This is a genomic window from Sporomusa sp., from assembly GCF_035561255.1.
Taxonomy (GTDB): domain Bacteria; phylum Bacillota; class Negativicutes; order Sporomusales; family Sporomusaceae; genus Sporomusa.
The window spans coordinates 1-7308 of record NZ_DATMXX010000181.1 but is presented as its reverse complement, the minus strand read 5'-3'; the positions used below and the strand labels follow the sequence as shown (position 1 = coordinate 7308).

Annotated in this window: 7 protein-coding genes; 1 reads left to right on the top strand and 6 read right to left on the bottom strand. The window is 50.3% G+C overall.

What is annotated here, in order from left to right:
• Window positions 1–2: 2 nt before the first annotated feature.
• The 5 genes from VN379_RS10155 to VN379_RS10135 form a co-directional block, all read right to left on the bottom strand.
• Complete coding sequence (locus VN379_RS10155) at window positions 3–776, bottom strand: LuxR C-terminal-related transcriptional regulator (RefSeq protein ID WP_325533408.1); 774 nt, start codon at window positions 774–776, stop codon at window positions 3–5.
• 85 nt (window positions 777–861) lie between these two features.
• Complete coding sequence (locus VN379_RS10150; RefSeq protein WP_325533406.1) at window positions 862–1083, bottom strand: hypothetical protein; 222 nt, start codon at window positions 1081–1083, stop codon at window positions 862–864.
• A gap of 257 nt (window positions 1084–1340) precedes the next feature.
• Window positions 1341–2816, bottom strand: coding sequence for a glucose-6-phosphate isomerase (locus tag VN379_RS10145; RefSeq protein WP_325533403.1), 1476 nt, complete (start codon window positions 2814–2816; stop codon window positions 1341–1343).
• A gap of 48 nt (window positions 2817–2864) precedes the next feature.
• Entirely contained in the window at window positions 2865–3782 is a 918-nt protein-coding gene (gene galU / locus VN379_RS10140) for a UTP--glucose-1-phosphate uridylyltransferase GalU (RefSeq protein ID WP_325533401.1), read from the bottom strand.
• 13 nt (window positions 3783–3795) lie between these two features.
• A complete protein-coding gene (locus VN379_RS10135) occupies window positions 3796–5154 on the bottom strand; it encodes a phosphomannomutase (protein WP_325533399.1) in 1359 nt (452 codons plus the stop codon).
• Between the two features lie 209 nt (window positions 5155–5363).
• On the opposite strand from VN379_RS10135, the gene VN379_RS10130 reads away from it, so the two are divergent.
• A complete protein-coding gene (locus VN379_RS10130; RefSeq protein WP_325533397.1) occupies window positions 5364–5777 on the top strand; it encodes a hypothetical protein in 414 nt (137 codons plus the stop codon).
• Window positions 5778–5872: 95 nt separating this feature from the next.
• Here VN379_RS10130 and VN379_RS10125 read toward each other — a convergent pair whose 3' ends face one another.
• Window positions 5873–7255: a mannose-1-phosphate guanylyltransferase/mannose-6-phosphate isomerase gene (locus VN379_RS10125; protein ID WP_325533395.1), complete on the bottom strand. Its 1383-nt coding sequence runs from the start codon at window positions 7253–7255 to the stop codon at window positions 5873–5875.
• Window positions 7256–7308 lie beyond the last annotated feature (53 nt).

Here is a 7308-nt window from a genome sequence, read left to right as displayed (position 1 = left end):
CATTACATATCATTTACTCGATATTCCCATGCTTTTACCACTGCCTCGGCGCGATTGCGCACCGCCAATTTGTCAAACAGATGGTGGGCATGGGTCTTTACTGTACAGACTTCGATCCCCATATCCTTCGCGATCTCTCGGTTGGATAAGCCGTTAGCCATCCTGACCAGAACTGCTTTCTCTCGGTCAGTGAGATTAGGCAGGTTTGGAATAGCCTTTTTCTCCAATAACGCTGCGTGTAAACCACTATGCACCATAGCATTCTGCAATGATACTGCGGCCAGAGCCGCAAAACGTCCCAGTAAATCCGCTTCGTTGTCGGTAAGCACCCTGCTCTTTGTTGAAAACCCCAGGCCAATAACTGCAATCACACCATAATCCAACTGCAGCGGGATACCCAGAACAGAGTGAACAGTATCCCAGCCATAAGGGCGGTCGGTAGCGCGCGCGTGCCATTGCGCAATATTCTCGATCAGTAAAGGCCGGCCGGTCTTCCAGACAGTGCTGGAAACTGACGGCTCATCCTTTTTTCTGTCCACACCCTGATAATGGCGATAGACACCTACCCCATATTTTAGTTCAAGTTTTTCCAATTTGTCATTCACTACATAGAGAAACCCGTGGTGTGTTTGGGTTAACTCGCACCCAAGGTGAACGATGGTCTGGTACATTTCCTGCAGGTTTAAATGTTGCGCCAGCAACATGGCGATGCGGTACATTGCATCTATGCCAGCGGCATCCTCATTGCTGGCAGAATCAGAGGGTTCATCTTCCATCCTTCCCATCTCCAATCAAAAAGCGGTAACATGTTATATATAAAACCACTCCGCCAGGGAGTGGTTCCGGGTACCGCTTATAACGTTAGTTAGTCCCTTTCATACGAACTTTCCGCCTAGGACTTTTTTGATCAAAAGCAATATAGTCTTCCATCGCGGTCACAAGGGTAAGATACTGGTCTGGGGACAGGTTGCCATTACCGAAGGTTCCTATCATATCATAACTGATTTTATTAATCTGATAAGGACTGTACCCAAGCTTAGCTAATTTCTGTTTCAGGGACTCAAGGTAATCAGTATTATCCATTTATATCCCGCCCTCAGCCAGCCACAGGACCCAGCGCCCTGTGAAACCAGGATTAAAATTCATCGCCTCTTTATGTTCTAATTTTAGTGAAATATTGTGAATTTTACAATGTTTTTTATACAACAATATCCTACACATACCACTGCATAACTGTACAAAAAAACAATATTCGACGCTTTGTATTTTCTTTCGCCGCTGCGTTCGAAAAAAAAATTCACTCGCTTTCGAGTGAATTTAACTGACCTATCAATTTAGGTCTACTTCATATTTTTCAACATAGGCCCTAACAGACGTTTATAGGCCTCTACTCCTGGTTGATCAAAGGCATCCACGTTGGCTAATTCCCCCTCATAGGCGACAGATAGGGCGAGTAGGTACAAAAGCTCACCCAGGTGGTAGGCATTCATTTGCGGCAACAGGAAGTTAGCATTAAAGCGGTTATCGTTTACCAGGGCAGCTGCATTGGCCTCTCTGGCAGCATCCAGCGCCTGGCTTAGCCGTAGTGCCGCTATGTCAGCCAGTTTAGCGGCTGAAGGAAAGCTGTTGGGAATGACAGCATCCTGCTGCCACCGGCCGACCTGGACAAACTGTACAAGCTTGTCGCGTTTGCCATCCTGATGCAGTTGGGTCTGGGCATGCATATCGGTCGTACCAACTGCGACAGTAGGCGTACGCCCGTAGTATACCTCCTGACCGTTCCGGTTAGTCCGTTTACCCAACGACTCGGCCAGCAGCTGGATATACCACTCGGCCACAGCCTTAAGGTAATCGGCATAAGGCATAAATACCTCAATATCCCGTCCGTGGTTAGCGGCAGCCAGATACTTGAGGGCTGCGTTGAGCATAGCCGGGTTTTGCCAGATGTCAGCCGATTGGCAGGCCTCATCCATTGACCTGGAACCCGCTAAGAAGGCATCAATGTCAAACCCGATACAGGCTGCCGTAACCAGGCCGACTTCAGAGAAGATACTGAACCGGCCACCAACCCCGTCAGGTACACTGAACATGGGCCAGCCCTGCTGCGTGGCAAGCCGGTGCAGCAGGGTCTCCTGCTCACCCTCAGCCGGATCGGTGACTGCCACCACCTCAACCGTAATCGCCGGTGCTGCCTGCTTCAGGGCGTCATAGACCACCATAAAGGTCGACATGGTGTCCAGTGTTGAGCCAGACTTAGAGATAACAACAAGCGTCACCCGGTAGACCTGGTCAGTGGGGCCGGCATGCATAGCCTTACGCTTCGCCTCATCGGTAATGTGTTCAATAAGTTCAGCAGTCCGGCGGGGATCGATATTATTACCGCTGAAATGCAGCTTAGGGTAGCCTTGCCGCGCCTCACTGCTCTTGCTGTTCCAGAACTCGCCGCAATGCACGTCAAATAGTACCTTGTTGCCGAGATAAGAGCCGCCAATGCCAAAGGAGATTACCACATCCACCCGGTGTCTTTGTGACTGCCCAAATGCTTTGAGCCTGGCAATCGACTCAGGGTTATTAAGGTTGCCGGCCTGCACATAGGGCAGTTGGCTGAATAATACCGGCTCCGGCTTGCCGTCTTTCGACAGATGGCCACGAATCTCACCGGTAGTCCGCATGTGTTGAATTGCCTGATGAGCCGCCTTGAGCCGTTCGGACAAACCGGCTATATCTTCAGCAGTAACCCGGTCTGCACCGTACAGATTGGTAACATCCAAGGTAAAACCTGATGGTAATGAAATTACGGTTTTAGGGTCAGCCATTCATTCATCTCCTCACATCTTGTTGACGCGAAAATTTACCCTGGCTTATTACTTCTCGTTATTTGTCGCCGCGGCATTATCTTTACCTAACGGCCCAATGGTCCTGAGCAGGTAACGCAGAAACTTGTCCCGCAGGTCAGGACGCTTTAAGGCGTACTCAACTGTCGCTTCCAGATACCCTTGCTTATCACCGACATCATAGCGGCGGCCCTCAAAGTTGTAGGCATACACCGGTTTAAAGGCAGCCAGCCGACGCAGCGCATCGGTCAGCTGGATCTCGCCGCCCCGGCCGGGTGGCGTTTCTTCCAGCAGATAGAAGATTTCCGGCTCAATGATATACCGGCCCAGCACAGCCAGCCGGGAGGGGGCTTCCTCAATTGACGGCTTCTCGATCAGATCAATGGCCCGCCAGACATTGTCCTTGACCAGCTCAGGTTTGACGATACCATAGCTTGATACTTTATCTTTCGGCACTTCCTGCACGCCGAGAATGGTTCCCGGATAGTCGTCATAGGCATCCATGAGCTGTTTGAGGCAAGGTACATTGGCATCAATAATATCGTCCCCTAACAGGACGGCAAACGGCTCGTTGCCCACAAACTGCTTGGCGCACAGCACAGCATGCCCCAGCCCCCTGGCTTCCTTTTGCCGCACATAGTGGATCGTTACCTCTGACAATTCCTCGACAAGCCCCAGCAGGTCATACTTGCCCTGGGCCTTGAGCGTCATCTCCAGTTCAATCGCCCGGTCAAAGTGGTCTTCAATCGCCCGCTTGTTCCGCCCGGTAATAATCAGGATTTCTTCAATACCGGACTGCATGGCCTCTTCAATGATAAACTGAATGGCAGGTTTGTCGACAATAGGCAGCATTTCCTTGGGCTGGGCCTTGGTTGCCGGCAAAAACCGGGTCCCAAGACCAGCAGCAGGAATGACTGCCTTTTTTATTTTCCCGTGAGCTTTAGTCATGCCCTCACTCCTATCATGCCCGTATTAACGCCAGCAGTTCCTCCGTCTTTGCTTCCATTAACTTACTATCACACCTGGATTCAACATTGAGCCTGAGCACCGGCTCGGTATTGGACATTCTGACGTTAAACCGCCACTGTTCATATTCAACACTGAGCCCATCGATCCGTTCTACCTTAACAGCCCCGGGTGTATATTTATCCTCAATCTTTTTAATGACAGCCCTGGCGTCAGCTACCGTGTTGTTGATCTCACCACTGACCGGATAACACGCGGTTCTTTCGCGCATCAGCTCAGATAATGGTTTACCCTCCCGGCACATAATCTCAAGCACCAGCAGCCAGGGGATCATGCCGCTGTCGCAGTAGGAGAACTCTTTAAAATAGTGGTGGGCCGACATCTCACCGCCATAGACGGCATCCTCTTTACGCATGCGTTCCTTGATAAAGGCATGGCCGCTTTTGGACAGAACTGGAATGCCGCCTGCTTTCTCGACTAATTCAATCGTATTCCAGGTCAGACGCGGGTCGTAAATGATCTTGGCCCCGGCATAACGCCGGAGAAACGCCTGTGCCAAAAAACCGACCAGGTAATAGCCCTCAATAAAGTTGCCTTGTTCATCAAACAGGAAGCAGCGGTCAAAATCCCCGTCCCAGGCAATGCCGATTGCCGCCCCGTGCTCACGGACAATCCGGGCAGTGGCCTCGCGGTTTTCAATAAGCAGCGGGTTAGGTACACCGTTCGGGAAGCTGCCGTCAGGGTCATGATTAATCTTAATAAACTCAAACGGCAAATGCGGCTCCAGGGCATCAATTACGGCACCGGCGCCGCCATTGCCGGCATTAACAACCACCTTCAGGGGTTTTAACAGAGAATGATCAACATAGGTTAAGAGGTGCGCCACATAGTCCTGCATGACATCAGCATAGGTAACCTGGCCGGAGGTAACGTCCCTGACAGGGGGAAACTCACCGGTGACAACCTGTTCCTCGATCTCTTTAAGACCACTGTCACCGCTAATTGGCCGGGAGTCTTCCCGTACCAGCTTCATTCCGTTATAGTCCTGCGGGTTATGGCTGGCAGTGATCATAATGCCGCCACTGAGTTTCAGGTGAGCGGTGGCAAAATAGATCTGTTCGGTTCCACACATCCCAATGTCAACAACATCACAACCGGCTTCTGTCAGGCCGCGTACCAGGGCATTTCTAAATGCTGGGCCGGAGAGCCGGATGTCATGCCCCACGGCTACTTTCTTTGCTTTAAAAATATCTACATAGGCCCGTCCAATCCGGTAGGCCATCTCTTCGTTTAATTCATCAGGAACCCGGCCCCTAATATCATACGCCTTGAACGCGTTACGTTTAATCTCCATACAGTCACGCTCCTCTTCTTTTCCAACTCTATACTATATACTACATCGAAAAAAATATTCCTGTTCAGACAAATGCTGCCAGGAATATTTTTGGTTTTAGACCGACTCATGCAGTTGTTTGATTGGCACAAAGAATTGCTTGTCTATCTTGCCGACAAGGGTTAGAATAATAGTAGGATAAAATAGTTTGGAAGATGAGGTGAATAAATATGGAGACAAAGGAACAGCTCAATCAGATGCAGGTCTTGATGGAGCAATTGGTTAAAATGGTCGGACACAACAATGCGGTAACAGAGGAGCTTGTCGGCCGCATGGACAGGATGGAAGTCAGGTTTGACAGGCTCGAAGAAAAAGTCAACAGGGTCGAAAGCAGACTGGACAGGCTCGAAAACAGATTTGACAGACTGGAAGAAAAAGTCGACAAGCTCGAATTCCGGATGGGCGCGCTCGAAGCCCAAACGACAAGCGGATTTGCCGATGTCGTGCACATGGTTACGGTCCTGGAGCAGAAAATTGACAAAATGGAAACTGCCCAGCTTTTACACACAGAAATTCTGCGCAAGCTGACTGCCGATTATGCCCAGCATGAAGCAGAGATTCTCTTGCTGAAACGGGCCAGATAATTGTGCGCATAAAATTGTGTCATATAGACCCTGATAAACGTTATATATCGACACATAAAAATCCTGTCAGCCAAAACTGACAGGATTTTTCGTGCTTAAGCCCGCCCGTACACATCGTCAAACCTGACGATATCATCTTCCCCCAGATAGCTGCCGTTTTGCACCTCAATGATTTCAAGCGGCAGCTTGCCCGGATTCGCCAGGCGGTGTTTGGTGGAAGTCGGGATATAGACACTCTCATTGACATGGACCATTTGTTCCTGCTCACCGATTGTCACCTTGGCTGTACCACCGATAACAATCCAGTGCTCACTGCGGTGATAATGGAGCTGCAGGCTCAGTTGCCCGCCGGGGGTAACCACAATCTTTTTCATTTTGTAGCCAGGCCCCTCCCCCAGTACCGTATAGCTACCCCAGGGCCGGTACATAGTCGTATGTTCATCGACCTCACGCCGCCCCCTGGCTTTAAGCTCGGTGACAACGTCTTTCACCTTCTGCGATTCACCCCGCTTGGCCACGACGATGACGTCATCGGTCTCGACAACCAGGATATCCTCCAGGCCGATACCGGCAATTAATCGGTTACGTCCCAGCATAAGCGTATTGGCGCAGTCGATGGGCAGGCAGTCACCATTCAGGGCGTTGCCAGCCTGATCTTTTTCCAGCACATCATAGATGGCATCCCAGGAGCCAATGTCGTTCCAATAGGCGGTAAGGGGGGCCATCACCACCCGCGCCGACTGTTCGGCCACCGCATAATCGATGGAGATATTCGGCATTGCCGCAAACTTATCAATGACTTCAGACAATGGCGCAGCTGCCAGCTGAAAAATATCCGGCGCATAGGCACTGAACTCTTCCATAATGCAGCCTGCCGTGAAGGCAAACATCCCTGAATTCCAGTAGTAGTTACCTGCAGCAAGGTAGTTTGCCGCAGTGTCTTTATCCGGTTTCTCCCGGAAAGAGGCTACATCATAGCCAATGCCACAGCTGTCTCCGGCCTGAATATAGCCATAGCCTGTTTCAGGTTTAGCCGGTTTGATACCAAAGGTCACAACCTTATTTAGAGCAGCCAGTTCAACTGCCTGCCGGACATTTTTCGCAAAAATATCAACAGGATGGATAATATGGTCGGCCGGTGTTACAAAAAGGACCTCCTTACCGGTGATATTGAGCTCATCCAGGCAAAAACGGACAGCCAAAGCTATGGCCGGAGCCGTGTTCCGGGCCACAGGCTCTAACAGGATATGGGCAGCGCCGGCGCCACAGGTCGCCAGTTCGGTCTTTACATGGTGCATATACTCTTTATTGGTTACAACAACAATATCTGCAGGTTTTATGAGCGGTAAAAACCGGTTCACAGTTTGCGTGAGCAGCGAGTCAGAGTTGCCGAGTTTTAGAAATTGTTTAGGCAGGCAGGTGCGTGATAACGGGAATAAGCGAGTACCGCCACCGCCAGCCAGAATGATGAGTTTCATATTATTACTCCCCTTGTTCGTCGAAGAAATCTAACCTTAGTATATCATATTAC

What these genes read in the sequence shown, in the direction of transcription:
- VN379_RS10155 (WP_325533408.1), bottom strand. Translation starts at nt 776, where the DNA reads ATGGAAGATGAACCCTCTGATTCTGCCAGCAATGAGGATGCCGCTGGC.
- VN379_RS10150 (WP_325533406.1), bottom strand. Translation starts at nt 1,083, where the DNA reads ATGGATAATACTGATTACCTTGAGTCCCTGAAACAGAAATTAGCTAAG.
- VN379_RS10145 (WP_325533403.1), bottom strand. Translation starts at nt 2,816, where the DNA reads ATGGCTGACCCTAAAACCGTAATTTCATTACCATCAGGTTTTACCTTG.
- galU (WP_325533401.1), bottom strand. Translation starts at nt 3,782, where the DNA reads ATGACTAAAGCTCACGGGAAAATAAAAAAGGCAGTCATTCCTGCTGCT.
- VN379_RS10135 (WP_325533399.1), bottom strand. Translation starts at nt 5,154, where the DNA reads ATGGAGATTAAACGTAACGCGTTCAAGGCGTATGATATTAGGGGCCGG.
- VN379_RS10130 (WP_325533397.1), top strand. Translation starts at nt 5,364, where the DNA reads ATGGAGACAAAGGAACAGCTCAATCAGATGCAGGTCTTGATGGAGCAA.
- VN379_RS10125 (WP_325533395.1), bottom strand. Translation starts at nt 7,255, where the DNA reads ATGAAACTCATCATTCTGGCTGGCGGTGGCGGTACTCGCTTATTCCCG.